The organism is Sideroxyarcus sp. TK5 (genome assembly GCF_054601595.1).
In genome coordinates this window covers 283,632-303,065 of sequence record NZ_BAAHSJ010000003.1, presented here as the reverse complement: position 1 = coordinate 303,065, position 19,434 = coordinate 283,632, and the positions used below count along the sequence as shown (strand labels likewise).

At 60.6% G+C, this 19,434-nt stretch carries 14 protein-coding genes; 2 read left to right on the top strand and 12 right to left on the bottom strand.

The genetic code is table 11. The features are described 5' to 3' along the window. Positions 1 to 27: 27 nt before the first annotated feature. The 3 genes from ACYPYQ_RS07315 to ACYPYQ_RS07305 all read right to left on the bottom strand — a co-directional run bounded on the left by ACYPYQ_RS07315 (position 28) and on the right by ACYPYQ_RS07305 (position 2,663). Positions 28 to 960 carry a phosphate/phosphite/phosphonate ABC transporter substrate-binding protein gene (locus tag ACYPYQ_RS07315; RefSeq protein WP_459722104.1) on the bottom strand — a complete coding sequence of 311 codons (933 nt, stop codon included), beginning with the start codon at positions 958 to 960 and terminating at the stop codon, positions 28 to 30. 35 nt (positions 961 to 995) lie between these two features. Next, a complete protein-coding gene (gene phnF, locus ACYPYQ_RS07310) occupies positions 996 to 1,727 on the bottom strand; it encodes a phosphonate metabolism transcriptional regulator PhnF (RefSeq protein WP_459722102.1) in 732 nt (243 codons plus the stop codon). Between the two features lie 99 nt (positions 1,728 to 1,826). After that, entirely contained in the window at positions 1,827 to 2,663 is an 837-nt protein-coding gene (locus tag ACYPYQ_RS07305; protein ID WP_459722099.1) for a zinc dependent phospholipase C family protein, read from the bottom strand. A 123-nt stretch (positions 2,664 to 2,786) separates the two neighbouring features. Between ACYPYQ_RS07305 and glk the strand changes: the two genes are divergently transcribed. Both glk and ACYPYQ_RS07295 read left to right on the top strand, forming a co-directional pair. Further along, a complete protein-coding gene (glk, locus tag ACYPYQ_RS07300; protein ID WP_459722097.1) occupies positions 2,787 to 3,770 on the top strand; it encodes a glucokinase in 984 nt (327 codons plus the stop codon). A gap of 36 nt (positions 3,771 to 3,806) precedes the next feature. Further along, positions 3,807 to 5,498 carry a SulP family inorganic anion transporter gene (locus ACYPYQ_RS07295; RefSeq protein WP_459722094.1) on the top strand — a complete coding sequence of 564 codons (1,692 nt, stop codon included), beginning with the start codon at positions 3,807 to 3,809 and terminating at the stop codon, positions 5,496 to 5,498. Here the strand turns inward: ACYPYQ_RS07295 and ACYPYQ_RS07290 are convergent. The 9 genes from ACYPYQ_RS07290 to dnaE all read right to left on the bottom strand — a co-directional run bounded on the left by ACYPYQ_RS07290 (position 5,495) and on the right by dnaE (position 19,403). Further along, a complete protein-coding gene (locus tag ACYPYQ_RS07290; RefSeq protein WP_459722091.1) occupies positions 5,495 to 6,967 on the bottom strand; it encodes a hypothetical protein in 1,473 nt (490 codons plus the stop codon). The genes ACYPYQ_RS07295 and ACYPYQ_RS07290 overlap by 4 nt on opposite strands. A 37-nt stretch (positions 6,968 to 7,004) precedes the next feature. After that, a complete protein-coding gene (locus tag ACYPYQ_RS07285; protein ID WP_459722088.1) occupies positions 7,005 to 7,157 on the bottom strand; it encodes a hypothetical protein in 153 nt (50 codons plus the stop codon). A gap of 98 nt (positions 7,158 to 7,255) precedes the next feature. Then, on the bottom strand, positions 7,256 to 7,855 hold the full coding sequence (locus tag ACYPYQ_RS07280) for an LPP20 family lipoprotein (protein ID WP_459722084.1): 600 nt from the start codon (positions 7,853 to 7,855) through the stop codon (positions 7,256 to 7,258). A gap of 62 nt (positions 7,856 to 7,917) precedes the next feature. Beyond that, positions 7,918 to 8,664 carry a FecR domain-containing protein gene (locus ACYPYQ_RS07275; protein WP_459722081.1) on the bottom strand — a complete coding sequence of 249 codons (747 nt, stop codon included), beginning with the start codon at positions 8,662 to 8,664 and terminating at the stop codon, positions 7,918 to 7,920. Between the two features lie 79 nt (positions 8,665 to 8,743). Further along, positions 8,744 to 10,231: an LPP20 family lipoprotein gene (locus ACYPYQ_RS07270; protein WP_459722079.1), complete on the bottom strand. Its 1,488-nt coding sequence runs from the start codon at positions 10,229 to 10,231 to the stop codon at positions 8,744 to 8,746. A gap of 35 nt (positions 10,232 to 10,266) precedes the next feature. Further along, positions 10,267 to 11,376, bottom strand: coding sequence for a hypothetical protein (locus tag ACYPYQ_RS07265; protein ID WP_459722076.1), 1,110 nt, complete (start codon positions 11,374 to 11,376; stop codon positions 10,267 to 10,269). A 328-nt stretch (positions 11,377 to 11,704) separates the two neighbouring features. After that, complete coding sequence (locus tag ACYPYQ_RS07260; protein WP_459722073.1) at positions 11,705 to 12,034, bottom strand: hypothetical protein; 330 nt, start codon at positions 12,032 to 12,034, stop codon at positions 11,705 to 11,707. Positions 12,035 to 12,177: 143 nt separating this feature from the next. After that, complete coding sequence (locus ACYPYQ_RS07255) at positions 12,178 to 15,819, bottom strand: EAL domain-containing protein (RefSeq protein ID WP_459722070.1); 3,642 nt, start codon at positions 15,817 to 15,819, stop codon at positions 12,178 to 12,180. Positions 15,820 to 15,905: 86 nt separating this feature from the next. Continuing rightward, positions 15,906 to 19,403, bottom strand: a complete 3,498-nt coding sequence (dnaE, locus tag ACYPYQ_RS07250) for a DNA polymerase III subunit alpha (protein ID WP_459722068.1) — start codon at positions 19,401 to 19,403, stop codon at positions 15,906 to 15,908. Positions 19,404 to 19,434: the final 31 nt, after the last annotated feature.

Below are 19,434 nucleotides of genomic sequence, written 5' to 3'. Positions count from 1 at the left end.
CCTATAGTTGCGGGTGGGCGACTGCGCTTAGCGTTGTGCTGCTTTCTTGAGAAGTTCGGCTTTCACCTGATCATCCACCAGCGCCATCTTCTTGCCTGGGGCGTCCATGCCGGATTCCGGGAAGTCGGCGTCATAGCTATCCACTTTCGAACCGCCATAACCGCGGATCATGTCGGGTGTGACGCCCGGTGCCTTATGCACGGTGTTGAAAGCGTCTTTAAGCTGCTTCTGGATGTGCTGCGGCAACGCTGTCGACATCGCCAGCGGCGGCTGGGGGATCGGGTCGCTCTTGGCCAGCACGCGAACCTGCGTCGGATCGATCGCGCCCTGCTTCACGGCCTTCTCGAATGAGTCGAACGATGCGCCGCTCAGGTCCGCCTTGCCTTCGGCTACCGCCTTGAGCGAGTTGGCATGACTGCCGGTGATCACCACCTGCCCCATGTCGCGTGCCGGATTGACACCCGCATCCATCAGCATCGCCACCGGATACAGGAAGCTCGATGTCGAGTTCACATCGCCCAGCGCCAGACGCGCACCCTTGGTGTCTTTGAGACTCTTGTAAGGTGCGTCGGCACGCGCAAAGACGCCGGAGTAGTACACGGACGCACCCTTGTGTACCGCTACTGCGAGCAGTTTTGCACAGCCCTTGTCGCGCACCGGGATATAGCTTGCGGCACCGAAGAAGGCGATCTCGGTCTGCTTCAGACACATGGCTTCCATCACGGCGCTGTAGCTCTGGCCCACGCGGATGTCGAAATGCAGGCCGGTGGTCTTGGTCACCGCGTTGAAGATCGGCAGAAAGTCCGCCTTGGTGCCGTCTTCTGTACCGCCGTCTGCGGGGATCAGCATGACGCGCAGGGGGTGGGCCTTGCTACCGTCTTGCATGGCGGCCGCCATACTTTGAGGCGCGACCATCGCGGTACAGACCAGTGTTGAGAATAGGATTTGCTTGAGATTCATTTGAAAGACTCCTGTCGGGAAAGATGGAAAAGGTGTTACTGGGTCGGGGTGATGCAAAGTTGGATCCGGTCGGCCCGGAACCGTGTGATGGCGTACTCGACCGGTGTCGCATCGCTTTCGAGCACGTTCAGACTCTTGACCCGCAATACGGGCCGGTGCTGGGTGATGCCCAGCAGTTTCGCGTCGTCGCCCTGCGGCAACACGGCGGTGACCAGACTTTCGGTGCGGCGCAGCGCACCGCAGTGCAGGTTCAGCACGGCATGCAGCGATCCGCTCTGATAGTCCTCCAGCAGTTCGCGATAGGGCTCAAGCGGCAGGAAGTGCGAGATCACGCAGAAGGGGATGCCGTCGGCGATACGCAGGGTCTCTATCCACAGCACCTCTTCGTCGGCTTTGATGGCCAGATGCTTGGCCACGCCCGACGAGGCCGGTGCCACCATCTTGCGGATCACCTTGGTATCGGTGGCGATGCCGATCTCGGCCAGCGTCTGGGTGAAGCGCGTGCCGCTGCCGACGCGATAGTCGAGGAGGCGGTCGGTGATGAAGATGCCCACACCGTGCTGGCGCTCCAGCAGGCCCTCGATGATCAGTTCGTCCACCGCGCGGCGCAGGGTGTGACGGTTCACCCCGAAGCGGTCTGCCAGTTCGCCTTCCGCAGGCAGACGGTCGCCTGGCGAGCCTTGGCGCACGTATTCGCGCTCCAGCACTTCGGCGATCTGGGCATACAGGGCGATCCCGGTGTCGCGTTCGATGGCATACAGACTCATGGCAATAGATGTCTAGATATGTGATGCAGCCATATTGCAAAGTGAATATTTCGCATCGGTGAAATGTTTATTGCAGTTCCGTCACAATCCAGCGGCGAACTAGACTTCGCTGAAAACGTCCTGCGGCAGCGGCATGCGGTGGCGCAGTTCGCGCGGACGCAGCAGGGCGATGCGCTGGCGGATGACGGGGTCGTCGGCGTGCGGGTTGGCGTCCCACACCGGTTCCTCGCCGGAGAGGATGCGGTCGATGTGGCCGAGGCGCGCGCCGGTCTGCTGCAGGTAGTAGTCGAAGCGGCGCGGCATGCCGCCGTCCAGCAGCTTGCCGCCGCGATGGCACAGTTGCGACAGGCGGCTGACGCGCAGCAACTGTTCGGCCCCGGACAGCATGGCGATGCCGCGTGTGGCGACGGGCTGCGGACAGCCGAAGTGTTGCGCCACGTAATCGGCGAGCTCGGCGCGATGCGCATCCATCAGCTCGCCCGGCTGGGCGAACAGCTGGTCGCGGAGGTGCATGTCCATCGCCCACTCGCAGGCGGCGTGGGTGAGCACCGGCACGTTGCCCCATAGCTTCTCGTGCGCGGGAACGAAGTGGTTGTGGGCAATGACGTCCACCAGCAGATGGCTGACAAAACCCAGCGACAGCGCGCATTCCTCGTCGCTCTGCGCATCGTCCAGCAGCTTGCGCGCGCGTTGCCAGTGGTGGGTGGTGGAGAACGGTTCGCCCCAGGTGCGGTCGCTCCACAGCGCGAGGTCGGGCAGACAGGCCCCGGCCAGCACCAGACGCGGATAAGCGAGCACTGCCTTGCGGAATCGCGCATCGGTGAGCGGCACCGCCCACAGCAGCAACTGCGCGAAATAGACGTGGGTGTACAGCCCCCATGCATTGGCATCCGCGCTCCACAACAGCAGCAGGATCCACCAACGCCAATGTCTCATCGCAAGCTTCATGGCGCGCAGTATGTGGACGCCACATGAAGCGCAGATGACAAGTGCGTGAGATTTTGATGAAGACTGGGCGTATCATCCGCGCGTACATTTCCTTTCGGGCTAGAGGCTTACATGGCAGGCGTATTGGCAGGTGATATCGGCGGCACGAAGACGCGACTGGCGCTGGTCGAGGTTCGCGGCACGCAAGCGACGATCACCGGCGAACGCGAATTCGTCAGCGCCGACTACGCCTCTTTCGATGATCTGCTGGCCGAATTCATGGCCACTGCCGGTACCATCCAGTCCGCCGCCTTCGGCGTGGCCGGGCCGGTAAAGAACGACACCGTACAGACCACCAACCTGCCCTGGCGCATAGAGGCCGATGCCTTGCGCAAACGGTTCGGTTTCGCCAACTGCCATCTGCTGAACGATCTGGAGGCGACCGCATACGGTCTGCCCGCGCTACAGGCGGACGATCTGTTCACGCTGCATGCAGGCAAGCTCGATGCACACGGCAACCGCGCCATCATCGCCGCCGGTACCGGATTGGGTGAGGCCGGACTGTTCTGGGACGGCCATAGCCACAGACCCTATGCCACCGAAGGCGGACACGCCAGTTTCGCGCCGCGCGATGCATTGGAGTTCGATTTCGCGCAGGTGCTGCGCCAACGTTTCGGCCATGTGAGCTGGGAGCGCGTGGTGTCCGGCATGGGCGTCCCCGACCTGTACGATTTTCTGCTGGCTCGTCAGGGTGGGCATACGCCGGACTGGCTGGCGGAAACGATGCAGTCTCAAGGAAAGGCTGCGGCGATCTCGAACACCGCATTGTCCGAACGCGATGCCGTGTGCAGCGAGACCCTGCGCCGCTTCGTCGGCCTGTACGGCGCGGAGGCGGGAAATCTGGCTCTGAAGACGATGAGCAGCGGCGGCCTGTATATCGGTGGCGGCATCGCACCCAAGATATTGCCGCTGCTGGAGAGCGGCGTGTTCCTCGATGCATTCTTCGACAAAGGCCGCATGCGCCCGCTGCTGGAAGCCGTGCCGGTACGCGTCATCCTCAACGACCGCGCCGCACTCTACGGCCCGGCCCTTTTCGCCGCGCAACGACAGGCGTAGCATCGCAGCCCAACAGGAGGTGCTGAAACAGCCATCATGAAACAAGCGATTATTGCCACGATCTCGTCTTACTTCCGTCCCCGTCTGATCGATTCACTGCGCGACTACGACAAAACCAGGTTCAGAACAGATATCTCCGCCGGCATCACCGTCGGCATCGTCGCCCTGCCGCTGGCCATCGCCTTCGCCATCGCCTCCGGCGCGAAGCCCGAAGCGGGCATCTTCACCGCCATCATCGCCGGTTTCATCATCTCCGCGCTCGGCGGTTCCCGCGTGCAGATCGGCGGGCCGACCGGAGCCTTCATCGTCATCGTGTACAACATCATCCTGCAGTACGGTTATGCCAACCTGCTGATCTGCACCATGATGGCCGGCGTGATGCTGGTGGCTATGGGGATGTTCAAGCTGGGCAACCTGATCAAGTATTTCCCGCGTCCGCTCATCATCGGCTTCACCAACGGCATCGCGGTGCTGATCATCCTCAGTCAGGTGAAGGAATTCTTCGGCCTGCAGATCGAGGTGATGCCTGCCGACTTCCTCGGCAAGCTGCGCGCCATCTCCGCTGCCATCGGCACGGTCGATCCGCTCACCGTGGCGCTGGCCGTCGCCTCCGCCTTGCTGATCTGGTTCTATCCCAAACGCTGGGCACAAAAGCTGCCCTCGCCCATCGTGGCGCTGATCATCGGCACGCTGCTCGTCGGCCTGTTCAACCTGCCGACCGAGACCATCGGCTCGCGCTTCGGCGGCATCCCGCAGGGCCTGCCCAGCTTCGAATTCCCCGAGCTCACCTTCGCCACACTGCGTCACTTGTTCGCCCCGGCGATGACCATCGCGCTGCTCGGTGCGATCGAGTCGCTGCTGTCGGCGGCGGTGGCGGACGGCATGATCGACGACAAGCATGATTCCAACCAGGAACTGATCGCGCAGGGAATCGCCAACATCGTCACACCGTTCTTCGGCGGCATCCCCGCCACCGGTGCCATCGCGCGCACGGCCACCAATGTGCGCAGCGGTGCCACCAGCCCGGTGTCCGGCATCGTGCATGCGCTGACGCTGCTGGTGATCGTGCTGGTCGCAGCACCTCTGGCGCAATACATCCCTCTCGCTTCTCTGTCCGCCATCCTGCTGGTGGTGGCGCTCAACATGGGCGAATGGGAAGGCTTCCGCACGCTGCGCAAATATCCGCTCAGCGACAGCGCGGTGCTGGTGACGACTTTCGTGCTGACGGTGATGTTCGGCCTGACGGTGGCGGTGGAGATCGGCCTGTTCATCGCGGTGTTCTCCTTCATGCACCGCATCACCGCGCTGACCCACGTCAGCGTGGCGGACGAGTCGCCGCTGCCCGACGACGGCGACGCGACCATCATGCGCAAGGCGGTGCCCAAGGGCGTGGTGATCTACCGCGTGTTCGGCGCACTGTTCTTCGGCGCGGCAGACAAGCTGGAGAACATCCTGATCGAGTTGCACAACGAGCCCGAGGTGCTGGTGCTCAAGATGCACGAGGTGATCAGCATGGACTCCAGCGCACTGCACAAGCTGGAACACCTGCACGGCAAACTGCGCAAACGCGGCAAGCACCTGATCCTGTGCGGGCCGCATACGCAGCCCTATTTCCTCATGCACCAGTCAGGATTCTTCGATCAGGTGGGCAGGGAGAACGTGGTTGGGAGTGTGGAAGAAGCGTTGAAGCGTGCGCGCGAACTGTTGCCGGAACGTAACAGCGCTTAGCTTCCGTTTCTGATGGCTACGATCTGGCTGGGTTTGGTCGCGGCGTAGGCCGGCATCGCCATGCCGACCGTCGCGCCGATATAGGTCGGGTCGGCGATCACGAACCGCTGCCCGAGATGTTCGACACTCGCCATACTGTTTCCCGGCTGCGTGAGTGCGACAGCAGTCGTCATGTGACCCGGGTATAGCAAGCCGATCACTTTCAGGCCTGTCAGTTCGCGCACCAGCCAGGCGAACAACACCGAGCGATCCTCGCAGTCGTTGTATGGAAAATACAATGACTCCTCGATGAAGAAGTATTTCTCGCGTCCGAACTGATCGTTGTCCGTCTTGTAGGCGAAGGCACGCTGGACGAAAGCCAGCAGGAAGTTGACCGCCTCCTGCTCTTTCATATTTTCCGTGTATGCGCGCAACCCCGCCAATACACTGCGGCGCAACAATGAGCTGCCATCGGTATCGAAATAAAGCGCGAACTCCGACTGCGGAAAACCTTCCAGATATTCGACCAGATTGCGGTCATACGGCACGCTCAACTTGACCGCCTGTCCCTTGTAGTCGAAAGACAAGCTGCGCTCTGCACGCACTTCGCGGGTGAAGCCGATCTCGGCCGAACCGATATCCAGCGCTTTCAACTTGACCGGGTAGCTGGCCTCATAGGTATAGAAACGGCCGATGCTGTCTCCGCGATCGTCCGCCAGCACGGCGTAGTAGGTCTGCTCGCCGACGCGTGTGAACTTGGTCGCATACACCGGTTGCCGCACTGCCACGAACAGATAGACATCGTTACCGGCATAACCCAGACGCACGTCATAGCCGGATTTGATCAGGAAGTACCAGAGCAGGAGACTTTGCTCAGTCTTGCGACCGGGTTGCAGGGACCGTGCCACCGCGCGCCAGAGTGAGACCCTGCCCCAATCGTCCAGCTTGAGCCGTTGGCTGGCCATGTTGACAGCCTGCAGCGTCTGCGCATAGCGGCTACCGCTCATCATCATCCAGAAGGCACTCATCGCTTGCGATGATGCTTGCTCTCCCGAGCGGTAACGCTGCCATGCCGGATCGAAACTGAAGTCGAGCGGGTTGCCGTAGAAATCGATACGCAAGGTATCCGGCGACACCGGCGAGGGTTTGGATGGCACGGGCGGAGCTGGGCGCACGGGCGCAACCGGCTTCGGTGCGATGATCTGTCTGGGTGGAGTCACTCCCGGCGCAACAGGGATCTGTGCGGGCTTGGGTTCTTTGATGCGGACTTTGCCATGGAAGCTGTCGAACTCGCGCCACCGCGCCTTGAGGAAATCGGCGAAATCGGCATCCTGCTGCTCGCGGTAAGACTGGAACTCTGCCTGCTGCTTGTGTATGCCCTGCTGTTGCTGCCGGCGGTAGCTTTCGAAATCGTCAGCCGCCGCCGCACATTGCGGGACGATGAACATCCCGCACAACAGTAACGGTGTGTATCGATCGCCTGATGTCATGCAAGACGTACCGAAGCGACGTTACATCCGGCCGGAATCAGGGCGCGCTCTTCTGCGTCTCGGTCGAGAGTTCATCCTGTGCCTTATGGGCCCGGTATTGCTCCCAATCATCCTTCTCTTTCTTCGTGGCACAACCGGTCGTTACACACAGGAAACCGACTGACAGGATCAAAGCGATGAATCTACGCATGCTGCCTCCCTAAATCATTTAACCGCTCACTGGAGTCGGCCTGTCGCGATCTGCGACAGGCCGACCGTGGTTCGCGCGCAATCGCTGCGCTTTCGTCTTTACTGGGCCAACTTCTGCTGGGCGATGTCTGCCGCCAACTCGTCCTGACCTTTTTGGGCCCGGAACTGCTGCCAGGCTGCGCGATCGTTGTTCATGCTGGACTTGAGCGCGGTCTCGGTGATCTTCTGAGCGCTGACCTCATCCAGTCCGACCAGTGCATACATGGAACCGTCCGGCCCGGTGATGGTGCGATACAAGCGGGTGCCGACCAGCGTCTCTTCCGTGATCTGCTTGGTGACCGATGTATTCACCTGATCCACGGTCTGCTGATTGGCGGCACCGGTCGTCTCCGCATACTGCTTGATCATATTGGTCACGCGGATACGCACCATCTGCGCCAGTTGCACACGCGCATCGGCCATCGCCATCTGCTTCATGAATCCCGCGCCGGCGGCAGACTTCGCCGCCACGCCTACCGCCGATACCGTTACGCCTTCAACCGGCATGTCGCACACCCAGTCCGGTGCCGCTTTCTGGGAGTTCGGGAACACGCACTCAGGTGCCACCTCGACCTTCTCCTCCTTTACCGGCGCGCTGCCGCAACCACTGACTGCCAACAGTCCCAGAACCACTAACGAACCAACGATACGATTACGCATGATGCACCCTCCTTTGATTGATATACCCGAACACCCCATTGCACTTCAGCACACGCCCCGACTCAGTCGTGCACTGCCCCTATCCACTCCGCCCCGAAGGATTCGAGGCTTTGCATATCCTGCCTGGTCTTTTCGTTCAGCGCACCTTCCGTGACTTTGTTGCCATCGAAGGACACCATCCTGTCGGCAGCCAGGGTGAATTCGCGCTTGTACTCGATGAACTCCCTGGCCGTTTCCGCGCGATAGGCTTCGAACGCCTGCTTCTCACGCGCGATCGCATCGCGTGCCTCTTTCTTGTAAGCGTCGAATTCATCATTCACTTGCCGGCGGTGGATCTCGTATTCATCGCTGGGGCTAGTCACGCTGATCTCGCCCTTGCGCATACCGATCTCCTTGCGCGCTTCCTCATCGACCACCACAAAGCGCGTGCCCCGCACGCCGATCACGGCAGTCGACGTCTTGATCTGTACCTTGTGCATGGATCGCTGCACCTTGTTCATCGCGTAATAGATCATACCGCTGACCTGCCTGAAAAGATTCGCCGCGCCGCCGGTGCGATCCACTTCCAGCGTACTGTTGCGTTCGACGACCACGAATCCGGCGCTGCCGACTCTGACCACCGCCCTGCCGTTGGCGCCCGTGCTGAACACATAGCGGTTGCCGGTCAATCGTTTGACCCGTGCATCCGTCGCCTGCTTGTCCGGCTCGCCAACCTGGAGCACCCCTTCCGACCTGACCACTTCGATGCTTTCATCGGCCAGACAGACATCGACCGCCGTCAGTCCAAGCAGGCTGGAAAACAAAGCCATGCTCAAGATCTTTCGAACCCCCATCATCACACTCCTTCGGCCCCGCCCCGGTATCGGATCGATCCGGTCACGACAGGCGTCATTGCTTCATGTCCTGATTCAGGAACTTCGAGAACTTGCTCTGCCAACGCTTCACGACATTGATCCCGAGCACATCCATCACCATATCTGCGGAGATCGGATTCCAGCCTGTCGTACCTTTGAAGCGGTCGGAGAACACGACCTCGCCGTTCTCCACCAACAGGCTGGCCATGGCACCATCGAACTGATAATCGCGACCGCGACTTTGCGGATCGCGATCGACACGCGAGGCCATCTGGCCGGAAGCGACCACTGCCAGCAGGAGGCCGTCCTGTCGCAGCATATCCGGCACTTCGCCTTGCGTCATCGCATTCAATTGAGCTGCCGTCAGCGGCTTGCTCCTGACCTCGACTTCCGCACCCAATGGGCGGATCACATTGTTGAATCCATCGCATGCCTTGAGCCAGCTTCCCGCATCCTTGCCCGCTTTGAAATAGCATAACAGCGTCACCGGGCGACCTTCGAAATACTGCCGCCACAACGTTTTTTCCATGTCTTCCGCCGAGCAGGCGAGTGTCTCGGCCTTCTTGCGCGCGATCTCACGGCGATCGATCAACTGCTCGGAATCCTGCGCCTGCTGAAAGTAGTTCCTGGCGCCGCACGGACTGCGTCTTTGCAGCTCCACTTCCCCCAGCTTGAACAACAGATCGCCGGGACCGAACATATCGGGGATACCGGCGTTGTGGTTGGCCAGCAGCGTCTTGTAAAGAATGGTCGCCCTGGTCAGTCGCTTCGCCCGCTCGTTCTCGCTGGTCTGCATACCGGCCTCGGCGACCAACAGGTCAGCCTCGCGCAGATCGGACTGCGCCTGCTGCAGCTTGTCCTTGGCGCGCTGCAACGATGCTTTCAATCCGCCCAGCAATTTCCGGTAGTAATCCGCCGAACCGGGATCCTTGACGAACTCGAAAGCGATACGCGACAAGGCATCCTGCGCGGCCTCGGTAGCGGCCAACCGCTTATCGAGTGATTGCGTGTCGTTCTGCGCGATTTCGGCATTCGCTTTCATCGCGGCGAACAGCATCTTCGACAGCCCTTCCTGCTTGCCCTTCTCCACATCGGCTTTGGAAACGCGCGCGCGCAACCACATATCGCAAGATTTTGGATCTTCCCAGGTGTCTATGATCTCGACATTGCGCAACGAGGCCTCGGTGGATGTCTGGGTCACCGAACTCAGATTGGAATCGGTGAATTCGCTGCCCCAGCTCTTGCGGCTCGTCTGTTCAAGAACGAATGCGTTCTTGACCGAGACCTGGATCATCTCGGACAGACTCTTCAAGGCATTCTGCTTGGCGGTGGCGATACGTTCCGACAAGGGGACGAGCGCACTATCCGATACACCGGCAGCGAAGAAGTGCTGGTCGGTCACCGTCTCCGGGCTGTCGATCCACGCCGGTCGCGGGCCGCCCTCCGTGCATGCAGCTGCATGTGCGGAAGAGAAGAACGAAAAAGCCGCAGTAGCGAGAAATACTGTCGCGCCGAACTTCATCAGCGATCGATTCGTTCCGGTAGCGCGCGCAGGAATCACTCTCTCACCACCTGATAGAACAGTCTGCGCCCACCCTCGCTCACCGCGAGATAGTCCGCTTCCTGGGTATGCAGATGATCCAGCACGGGCGCGTCGAACGGATCATCGAACAATATCCGCGCCAATTCGACGCCGCGCTCCGTGTCCGCGAACACCAGATGGCTCTGCGATACAGCCGCCACATAGCGCCAGGTCTGCATGAACATGCAATCGGTGATCTTCGAGCCGCCGCGCTGATAGCGGGGATCCTTGTTGGAAACTTCGAATCGCTCGACTTCGCGCTTCGCATCACCGTCGACCACATGCAGATAGGAAGCATAGGAGCGGGTCGGCCGTCCGAAATTGAATGCCGTGCGCATCAGGTAGGTGCCGACCGCTGCCATGCGGCCATCGGGTGATGCCCTGACACAGGTCGGCTCTTCAAAGGTCCAATCGTCCGATTGCAATTTTGCATAGGCGACCATTTCGCTGTCTTTTGCCAGCAGCGGGGGGGCTGCGCGCAATTCCGCCCCGTCAGGCAACATCGGTACCGGTTTGAGCGAGAACTTGACCAGCCTGGGATTGGTGATATCCATCACCTGTATGCCGAACTTTTCGGCAGTCTGGTCGATCGCGCGCTGGATAGCATTGTTCACAGCGGCGGACTCCGTCAGCCCGTCCGAGGGTGGCATACCCTTGCTGCCCATCGGGGCGGAGGCGAATGATTTGATCCTTGCGTCCTCGCCGATGAAGCGGATGTCCGCGACAGCGGTCGCGGTGAAAGTTGAAGTCAATCCCGTGGTCTTGCCCACGCCCAGATAGACGCGGTAGATGCCCGAGATGTCGTATTTGCCTGCGTTCTCGACAAAGTCCTCTGCCGTGATCAACGCGCCGGGATCGCCCAGCCGCGCCCAGGATCTTTTAAGTTGTTCAGACTTCTTCTGGTCTAGCACCACTACGCCGTTATCGGCGAGCAGTTGTTCAAAACGGGTCTGCGCCACGCGCAGGTATTGTTTGCCGGCAGCATTATGGCCGTACACGACGACCGCGACCTGATCTTCTTTGGCTCCCGCATCGGACAGCACCAAAGCCATGGACAGGATGATGCCAAGAAGGATCTTCTTCATCAGATGATCTGCACTTTTTATTGGATCGCCGAAAAAACAGGCCGCTGACGCGGCCTGTTCAGGCAATGCTAGATCAAAAACGAGCAGTGAGACCCACGTTCAGGCGCACACCGGACGTGCTCGTGCCGGAAAAGCTGTTTGAATAGACCTGCAATGTTCCGTCCAGTGACACTTCTTCAGTGACGAAGTGCGCAAAACCGCCGCCTCCCTGTATGGAGAATCCAGTGTCTGAACTGTCGGTAGTGACATTATTGCTCGTGGTTGAAGAGGACGTGAACAGGATACCAGCGTTACCCAGCACAAACGGCACGGTGGCCGACTTGGCCGGCTACCCAAAATAATACTTGGCGCCCATACCCACGGTCATGAAGTTGCTTACACTTTCTGCCGGCCCACCGCTGTCAGTGACCGAGAGCGTGTCCATCAAAATGAACGAAATAACGGTCTTTGGATTGAGATAACGGCCTTCGCTCAAAAATACCGTACCTGTTGTGGTCTTATCCCCAATATCGATCATGCCCATCAGAGTGCGTTCACCCGCGTAGCCTCCTGCCGATTTTCCATCTCCGAGGAGGCTTGCGAACATTGACTCTTCCGCCATTGCGGAACCCGCCACGAACATCGACAACATTGCCACAGCAGCCATATTCTTTTTCATTTCATGCCCCTTTTCTAAGATTATTTAACTGCAATACATGGCTATAGCCCCCTAGCCGATGCAAGCGCCGTACTGCGCTAAAGGCAGTGTATTGTCAATCCGGAGGCGGTACATCCCCCATGAGGGGTATGGCGCTTTGTCAGCTACTGATAGTGCTGCGATTTGGTCGAATTTCCAAACTGATTTATCCACCCCGCGATCTCTCCGGCTGGCATGGGCTGCGCGATGCTGTAGCCCTGCACAGAGCTGCAGCCCATCGCTTGCAGTTCCTCCTTCAGCGCACTGTCTTCCACACCTTCCGCCACGGTATGCCGACCGAAGGTGTTCGCAAGCGCGATGACGCCCTGCACGATGGCATGGTCGCCTTTGTTCAGGCTCATGCCCTGCACGAAGGATTGGTCGATCTTCAGTGTGTCAGCGGAGAGACGACTCAAGTAGACAAGGGATGAGTAGCCGGTGCCGAAATCGTCCAGCGCGAAGGTGACGCCCATCTTGCGGCAGGCTTCGATGACTTCGGACGATTGGGCGATGTCTTCCAGCGCAGCGGTCTCCAGCACTTCGATCTGCAGCGCGCCGTCGCGCAGTTGCGGATACTGCGCCAGCTCGCCTTGCAGATTGGTGACGAAGTCTGCGACCTGCAGATGTTGCGCGGAGATGTTGATGCTCACTTGCAGGTGCAATCCCGCGCGCTCCCAGGCGAACAGTTGCGCCAAGGCGTTCTTGATCACCCATGCACCCAGCTGCACATCCTGTTCCGAGTTCTCTATGATGGGCAGGAACTCGGCGGGGGAGAGCAGGCCGCGTTGCGGATGGTTCCAGCGGATCAGCGCTTCGACGCCGAAGATCTCTCCGCTCGCTAGTTCCTGCTTGGGCTGGTAATACAACTCGAACTCGCCTGCTTCCAGACCTTGCGAGATACGGCGGCGTCCTTCGTGCAGTGAACGCACGCGCTTGTCGTGCATGGCGTCGTACAGATGGAAACGGTTCTTGCCGCTCTGTTTGGCGATGTACATGGCCTGATCGGCGTGCCGCAGCAGGGTGTCGCTGTCAGCATCGTCCTCGGGATAGAGGGTCACGCCGATGCTGGCCGACACCACGACCTGGGCACCCTTGAGCACGACCGGCTGTGAGATGACGCTCAGCACACGTTCCAGTACCAGATAGCATTCGCTTTCGTCGCGCATCTCGTTGAACAGCATCACGAACTCGTCGCCGCCCAGACGCGACAAGGTATCACCCGCGCGCAAGACTTCCTGCAGGCGGCGCGTGATGTCGATCAGCAACTTGTCGCCCATCTCGTGACCATAGCGATCGTTCACGTCCTTGAAACCGTCTAGGTCGATGTAACAGACTGCCAGCAAAGTGTCGCTGCGCTGCGTAACAGCGATCGCCTGACGCAGTCGATCCGCCAGCAGGCGGCGATTGGGCACGCCGGTCAACGCGTCGTAGTTGGCGACATGACTGAGTTCGGCTTCGTGGTCCTTGAAATAGGTGATGTCGGAAAAGATGCCGACATAACGCTGCACCTGGCCGAGATGGTCGGCGATGACCGAGATGGAGAGCATCTCGGCGAACACTTCGCCGCTCTTGCGCCGGTTCCATATCTCGCCGCGCCAGGTGCCCTTCTCTTGCAGCGCCTGCCACATGGCTTGGTAGAACGCCTTGTCCTGCCGGCCGGAACTCATCGCGTTCGGATTCTTGCCCAACACCTCGGCGCGCGCATAGCCGGTAATGGAAGTAAACGCCGTATTGACGTCGATGATGAGATTGTTCGCATCGGTGACGACGATGGCTTCCTGGCTGTTGTCGAACACGCTGGCGTTGATACGCAGCGATTCTTCCGCACGGCGGCGGTCGGTGATGTCGTACTGGATGCCGTCCCACAGGATGTCGCCGTTCTCCAACCGGGTCGGCTGCGACGCAAAGTGCAACCAGCGCACCTCGCCGTCACCCCGTTTGATGCGTCCTTCCCATTCGAACGGATGCATCTGCTCACGGGCCGCATTGCGCAGCCAGACGAATTCCTCCAACTCGTCCGGCAGGATGCGCGAGAAAGCGATCTGCGGGTCGCGCTTCACATCAGCCTCTTCCACATCCAGCAGTTCGCACCAGCGCTGGCTGACGTAATCGAACACCCCTCCGCCCTGCGCGAGCATGCGGTATTTGTACACGCCGACGGGGATCTTCTGCACAAGGTCGCTGTATTTCTCGATGCTGTCCTTGAGCGCTTGCTCCGCATGCTTGCGTTCATTGATATCGCGACCTATGCCCAACGCGCCGATGACCTCTCCCTCCTTGTTCCATTCCGGGACGAAGATGACATGGTGCCAGTGCAAGCCTCCGTTCGGATGTTCGATCGGGTACTCGACCTCCACCCGTTCGCCCTTGTCCATGACCTTTTCCACCAGATCTTGCAGCTCACGCACCTCGGGAGAATCAGGCGCGGCATCGACAGGAAATTCGCCGACCACCGGCAATATATGCGCGGCGATGGTGCGTGCCATCGAAGGGTTCATGTAGAGCACCCGACAATCGCGACCGTAGCGGATGATGTTGTCCGGCAGGTTCTCCGCAAGCGAGCGGAACTCGTGTTCGCTCTCGGCCAGTTTATGTTGGGCTCGCTCGCGCTCGGTGATGTCGCGCCCGACACCCAGCACGCCGATCAGCCTGCCGGAACGGTCGCGCATCGGCGTCTTGATGGTCTCCAGCAGCTCCCTGTGACCATCGTCCGCGAAGGTGATCCACTCCTCGTTGATCGTGGGCATCTCCGCCGCCATCGCCATGCGGTCATGCTCGCGGAAGGCATCCGCCAGCGCGCGATCGACGAAGTCGTGATCGGTTCTGCCGACGATGTCTTTTTCTTCGGCACCGAAGAATCGCTCGAAGCGATGATTGCAGGCCAGATAATGCCCCTCGACATCCTTCAGCCAGATCAGATCGGGAATGGTGTCGAGCAAGGCATGCAGGAAGGACTCTTCGATGCCGGCACGCTGTTCGTGCAAACCGGTCGCCATCAGTTGCGTCAGGTCGTGTTCGCTCACCAGACCGGTCATGTTGCCGTCGGCATCGACCACCACGAGATGGCGCACCTTGTGCAGCAGCATCTGCTCGGCCGCTTCACTGGTGGTGGCGCTGAGCGGCACGCTCAACACCGGCGAGATCATCACATCGCCCAACGTGACATCCATCCAGTCCGTTTGCGAGGAAAAGAGTCGCACCACATCGCGCTCGGTCACGATGCCGAGCGGTTTGTCCGCGGCGACCACGACCACGCAGCTTTTGTGCTGCGCGTGCATCAGGTCTAGCGCCCGTTTGAGCAGCGTCTCGGGCGGCATGGAGATGCCGGTGCGTTGTGCGATGGAGGCTACGCGGCGGCGGCCGGCCAATACCGTGAGATCGAGATGCATACGGAAATCGGTCTCGCTGACCACGCCGCAGACCACCCCCGCCTCGTCGACCAGCACCAGATGGCGTATGCCTTCGCGCTGGCAGGTATGGTATCCCTCCAGCACGCGGGTATCGCCGGGCATGACCACGACCGGTGCCGACATGACGCTTTGCAACGGGGATGCTGCCGCGACACCTTCATGCATGGCGCGCAGAATATTGCGCTCGGTGATGATGCCCACCGGATGCCGGGTGTCGTCGGTAACGACGATGGACGAATAGCGCCGTTGCGCCATCAGTCCGGCAGCTTCGGCCAGACTGGATCGCGCAAGACAGGTCGTGACATCGCGCGTGGCGATATCGATCAACCGCAGATTGTTTTGATTCTCTCCTCGCATTGCCACCAGCCTTTATACGTATTTGCGGCCCCCCGACCCTCAAAATACCACACTGCGATCAATGCGTTAGCCGTGCCTTCTCCGGACTAGGCATAGACCACGCGCACCTTGTCGTGCCCGATCTCCTCGGACAGCGTGGCCAGCAATTCCTCGGGCAGGGTGACCTTCCACTCCTCGCCCAGTCGCAGCGGTGCCGCACCGATCAGGTTGCGGTAGTTGATCTGCACGGTGCATTCGCCCCCGCAATAGGGCTTGAGCATCTCGGCCAGACGCTTGGTGCACACCTTGTCGTCCATGCTGCAATCGATATCCAGCCGTTTGGCGAACACCGCGCGTGCCGAAGCGAAATCGAACAGCGCATCGGCGCTGATACGCATACCGCCTGAGTAATCGTCCATGCTGGCGCGACCGCGCGCCACCACCAGCTGGTCGTCGCGCAACCAGTTGCGATTGGGTTCGAACAGGTCGTTGAACACCGTCATCTCGATCTGCGCGCTGCCGTCGTCCAGCGTCAGCACCGCCATGCGGCCGCGCCGCGTTTGCAGGATGCGGATGCCGCTGACGATGCCGGACAGCACCAGTTCTTTTTCCTGCCGGCGTGATTTGCCGTTGCTCGCGGGCAATATCTCCGGCGTGACCTTGTCCAGACGCATGCTGACGAAGTTGGACAGCTCCCGCTCGAACTCCTGATACGGGTGGCCCGACAGATAGAAACCGAGCGCGGTCTTCTCCTGCTGCAACTGTTCGCGCAGTTTCCAGCGCGCCACATCCGCCAGCGGCAATGTCATGTCTTCCGCCGGATCGTCACCGAACAGGCTGACCTGGTTGGCCGCGCGCGCATGCTGCTCGGCACTGCCCAGTGCCGAATCGAGCGAGGCCAGCAACTGGTAGCGATGGTCGTTGATGCTGTCGAACGCACCGGCACGGATCAGCGCCTCGATGGCGCGGCGGTTGACCACACGTTTGTCCACGCGGCGGCAGAAATCGAACAGGTCGGTGAACGGCCCGCCTTCCTTGCGCGCCGCCACGATGTTCTCCACGGCCGCTTCGCCCGTGCCCTTCACCGCACCCAGACCGTAGGCCATGGTCTTCTCGTCAGTGGGCGTGAAGCGGTACAGCGAACTGTTGATGTCCGGCGGCAGGATCTGCACGCCTTGCAGCGCGGTGTCCTGATAGAAGAAGCTCACCTTGTCGGTGTTGTCCATTTCCGAGGACAGCGTGGCCGCCATGAACGCGGCCGGATAGTGGCACTTCAGGTAGGCGGTTTGGTAGGCGACCACGGAGTAGGCGGCGGCGTGCGACTTGTTGAAGCCGTAGCCCGCGAACTTCTCCATGGTGTCGAAGATCTCGTTCGCCTTCTTCTCGTCGATGTTGTTATTGGCCGCACCGGCCACGAAGATGGCGCGCTGCTCGGCCATCTCCTCGGCCTTCTTCTTGCCCATCGCGCGGCGCAGCATGTCGGCGCCGCCCAGCGTGTAACCGGCCACCGCCTGCGCAGCCTGCATCACCTGCTCCTGATACACCATGATGCCGTAGGTGCTGCGCACCACCTTGTCCAGCAAAGGGTGCGGGATGATGACCTTTTCGCGCCCGTGCTTGCGGTTGATGTAGTCCGGGATGAAGTCCATCGGACCGGGACGGTACAAAGCGTTCAGGGCGATCAGGTCGTCGATGCAATCGGGCTGGGCTTTCACCAGCGTGTCCTTCATGCCGCGCGATTCGAACTGGAACACGGCGGTGGTGTTCGCGTTGCGGAATATCTTGTCGTAAGTCGCTTTGTCGTCGAGCGGGATGGTGTCGATGTTGAAGTCTTGCGTCCCTTCGATGCCAGATGCCTTGATGTAGCGCACCGCCCAATCGATGATGGTCAGCGTGCGCAGCCCCAGAAAGTCGAACTTCACCAGACCGACCGCTTCCACGTCGTCCTTGTCGAACTGGCTGACCGTGCTCTCGCTGCCCTCGGCGCAATACAGCGGACAGAAATCGGTGAGCTTGCCCGGCGCGATCAGCACACCACCGGCGTGCATGCCGACGTTGCGCGTCAGGTCTTCCAGCCGCATGCCCAGTTCCATCAGTTCGTCCACGCCTTCTTCGCTGGCGATGATGGCGTTGAACTCCGGCTCCATCTCGCGTGCCTTGCTCAGCGACACCGGCTTGACGCCCTCCACCGGCACCAGCTTGGACAGGCGATCGCACAGCATGTAGGGGAAGTCCAGCACGCGACCGACGTCGCGGATCACGCCCTTGGAGGCCATGGTGCCGAAGGTGGCGATCTGCGACACGCAGGCCTCGCCGTAGTGATGGCGCACGTACTGGATCACCAGTTCGCGCCCGTCCTGGCAGAAGTCCACGTCGAAGTCGGGCATGGAGACGCGCTCTGGATTGAGGAAGCGCTCGAACAGCAGTTCGTAACGCAGCGGATCCAGATCGGTGATGCCCAGCGAATACGCCACCAGCGAACCGGCACCGGAACCGCGCCCCGGCCCCACCGGCACGCCGTTGGGAAAGCGCTCATGGCGATAGGACTTCGCCCAGCGGATGAAGTCCGACACGATCAGGAAGTAGCCGGGGAAGCCCATCTTGATGATGGTCTCGGTCTCGAATTCCAGACGCGCCAGATATTCCGGCATCTTCTCGGCGCGCAATGTCTCGTCCGGATACAGATGCAGCATGCGCTGCTGCAGGCCGCGCAGGGATTCGTCGCGCAGGAACTGGTCCAGTGATTCGCCGTTGGGCGTGGGGAAATCGGGCAGGTAGTTGGTGCCGAGTTTGAGCGTGAGGTTGCAGCGCTTGGCGATCTCTACGCTATTCTGCAAGGCCTGCGGCAGATCGGCGAACAGTTCGGCCATCTCGGCCTGTGTCTTGAAATGTTGCTGCGCGGTGAATTGCTTCACACGGCGTTTGTCGTTCAGCACATAGCCTTCGGCGATGCACACGCGCGCCTCGTGCGCCTTGTAATCGTCGATGGCAAGGAACTGCACCGGATGCGTGGCCACTACCGGCAAGTCCAGCGCGTTCGCCAGCTTCACCGTGTCGCGTATAAATTCTTCCTCGCGCGGAAATCCGCAGCGCTGCACTTCCAGATAGAAACGATCAGGGAACAGCGAGGCGTAGTCGCGTGCCGCCTGTTTGGCGGCGTTCGGGTTGCCGTTCTGCATTGCCAGCCCCACCTCGCCCATATGGAAGCCGGACAGCGCGATCAAGCCCTCGGTGCCTTCGCTCAGCCATTCACGGCGGATCTCAGGACGCCCCCGGTACTGGTTGCCCAGATAGGCACGGGTCAGCAGATCGCACAGGCGCAGATAACCGGCATTGGATTGGCACAGCAACAGCAGACGGTGCGGCTGGTCGCGCGCGGCATCGTTGGTGACGAACACATCGCAACCGGCCACGGGCTTGATACCCGCCCCGCGTGTCTTCTTGTAGAACTTCACCAGCCCGAATACGTTGGAAAGGTCGGTCAGCGCCAGCGCGGCTTGTGCATCCGCCTGCGCTGCCGCCACCGCTTCGTCGATGCGCACGATGCCGTCAGCGATGGAATATTCGCTATGGAGACGAAGATGGACGAAAGCGGGTTGAGGCATGATCGGCGACAGTCAATTCAGGCGCGGATTT